3 protein-coding genes are annotated in these 2,230 nt (G+C 65.9%); 2 read left to right on the forward strand and 1 reads right to left on the reverse strand.

Going from position 1 to position 2,230, the window contains the following annotated elements:
• Together EN984_RS31795 and EN984_RS31800 are read left to right on the forward strand one after the other, a co-directional pair.
• Window positions 1-554 (forward strand): ChbG/HpnK family deacetylase (locus EN984_RS31795; protein WP_127384228.1); only part of this gene is annotated, 554 nt, incomplete at its 5' end.
• On the forward strand, window positions 551-961 hold the full coding sequence (locus tag EN984_RS31800; protein WP_127269060.1) for a GtrA family protein: 411 nt from the start codon (window positions 551-553) through the stop codon (window positions 959-961). The genes EN984_RS31795 and EN984_RS31800, both read left to right, overlap by 4 nt.
• A gap of 62 nt (window positions 962-1,023) precedes the next feature.
• Here the strand turns inward: EN984_RS31800 and EN984_RS31805 are convergent.
• Window positions 1,024-2,230: efflux RND transporter permease subunit (locus EN984_RS31805; RefSeq protein ID WP_164765796.1), on the reverse strand; the 1,207-nt coding region annotated here is incomplete at its 5' end.

The raw sequence follows: 2,230 nt of genomic DNA on the forward strand, positions 1-2,230 counted from the left end.
TCCGCGCACTGGCCTTGCCTGTTCTGCGCGGCCGCATCGGCGCCCGCCATGTCCATGCCGAGCTTGACGCCCAGTACAGCCGCTTCGTCGAGGCGCTTGGCCGCCGCCCCGATTTCGTCGACGGGCATCAGCATGTGCATTTCCTTCCCGTCGTGCGCACATGGCTGTGCGCACGGTTTCCAGAAGGCGCCGACAGGCCGGCCCTGCGCGGCGCCCCGACGCTGGCCGCGGGAGCGAAAGTCGCTGCGATTGCCGCGCTCGCCGCCGGGTTCAACCGCTCGATGCAGCGCGCGGGCTTCACCGTTTTCCAGCCGCTCGCCGGCATCTATGACTGGCGGCAACCGGAAAAGTTCGCTGCGGTTCTGCAGGCCGCCGTCGAAGGGTTGCCAGAGCGAGGGCTGTTCATGTGTCATCCCGGCCATGTCGACGAGACGCTGCGCGCGCGCGACATGATGCAAGGTGTGCGCGAGGTCGAATTCGCGGCCCTCGCATCGGACGCGTTCGGAGCCAGCCTGGCCCGCGCCGGCGTCGAGATCTTGGACGGCAAGAGATGAGCGACGCCGATCGGCCCCAGCGTTCGGCCGGCAGCAAGATCGTCCGCTTCGCCATTGTCGGACTGGCGAACACGGCCATCGACCTTGCCAGCTTTTTCCTGCTGCTCAAGCTCGGGGTTCCGCCGGTGCCGGCCAACATCGCTGCCTGGTTCGTCGCCGTCACCTTTTCCTTCGCGGCGAACGGCTTGTGGTCGTTCGAGCGCAATCGAGCCATCCGTTTGCATGACGCGTTCCTTCGTTTCGCCACGCTTGGAGCGCTGATTTCGCTCGGTGTCTCCAGCCTCTCGATCGCGCTGTTCGCCGGCATCATCGGGGTGTGGCCGGCGAAAATCGGCGGCGTCGTGGTGGCGGCGGTGCTGAATTTCCTCGCCGCGCGCTGGTCGATCGAAGGCCGGTTCTTGAGATAGGCGGAATTATTTTTCTTACGAAATTCCGGACGAAGAACCGCTACACACTTTTCCTGGGATTTCTATTCAGCCGGCTCCACATTGGTGTAGGCGGCTTCCTCCAACTCGCGCTTCAGTCGGGCTTCCTCGTGGGTCTTCGGCGTGACGAAGCGGCCAAGCAGGAGATAGGCGACCGGCGTCAGGAACAGCGTCGAGACGGTGGCCAGCCCCAGGCCGCCGACGATGACCCAGCCGAGCGCGACGCGCGCCTCGGCACCGGCGCCGCTCGCCAGCACCAGCGGCAGGCCGCCGAGCACGGTGCAGATCATCGTCATCATCACCGGCCGCACGCGGATGATCGAGGCCTGTTCGATCGCCTCGCGCACGCCAAGCCCGCGGTCGCGCAACTGGTTGGCGAATTCGACGATCAGGATGCCGTTCTTGGCCATGACGCCGACCAAAAGCACCAGGCCGATCTGGCTGTAGGCGTTGAGACTGGTGCCCGAGAGGAGAAGCGCGAAAATCGCACAGGCCAGCCCTAGCGGCACCGTCGCCATGATGATGACGGCGCTGACAAAACTTTCGAACTGGGCGGCCAGCACCAAAAGGATGATGACCAGCGCGAAGCCGAAAATGGTGACCATGGCGCTGTTGGTCTCGCCCAGCGTCGCCGCCTCGGCCAGCGGCAGGATGCGGCTGCCTGGCGGCAGCAGCGGCGTGGCGATTTGCTCGGCGCGGGTGAGCGCATCGCCAAGCGCGAAGTCGCCGCTGAGGTTGGACGTGATCGCCACAGAGGGCTGCTGCTGTTCGCGCGACAGCGACGGCGGCACGGCGCGTTCGGTCAGCGTGGCGATGGTCGACATCGGCACGAAACGTCCGTCGGCTGTTTTCAGGAAGATGTTCTCCAGATCCGTCGGATCGTTGATCGGATTGGTGGTCGAGACCAGCTTCACGCCGTAGCTGCGGTCGGCGATGTAGACGTCGACGACGTCGTTGCCGTCGAGCATGGCCTGCAGGGTGTTGGCCAGTCCCGATATGTCGATGCCGAGGTCAGAGGCGCGCTCGCGGTCGATGGCCACGGCGAGTTGCGGCTGCGTCGGGTCGATGGACAGGCGCGGTGTCTGGAAGCGCGGGTCCTTCTGCATCTCGGCGATGATCTTCACGGCGGCATCGCCGAGCGCCTTGCGGTCGTTGCCGACCAGCGCGAACTGCAGGCCGTTGCCGGCGCCGCGGATACCGAGGCTGTTGGGCTGGACCGGGAAGATGCGCACGCTCGGCACCTGCCTGGTC

The sequence above is a fragment of the Mesorhizobium sp. M7A.F.Ca.CA.004.12.1.1 genome, assembly GCF_003997835.1.
In the GTDB taxonomy this organism is placed as follows: domain Bacteria; phylum Pseudomonadota; class Alphaproteobacteria; order Rhizobiales; family Rhizobiaceae; genus Mesorhizobium.

What these genes read in the sequence shown, in the direction of transcription:
- EN984_RS31800 (WP_127269060.1), top strand. Translation starts at nt 551, where the DNA reads ATGAGCGACGCCGATCGGCCCCAGCGTTCGGCCGGCAGCAAGATCGTC.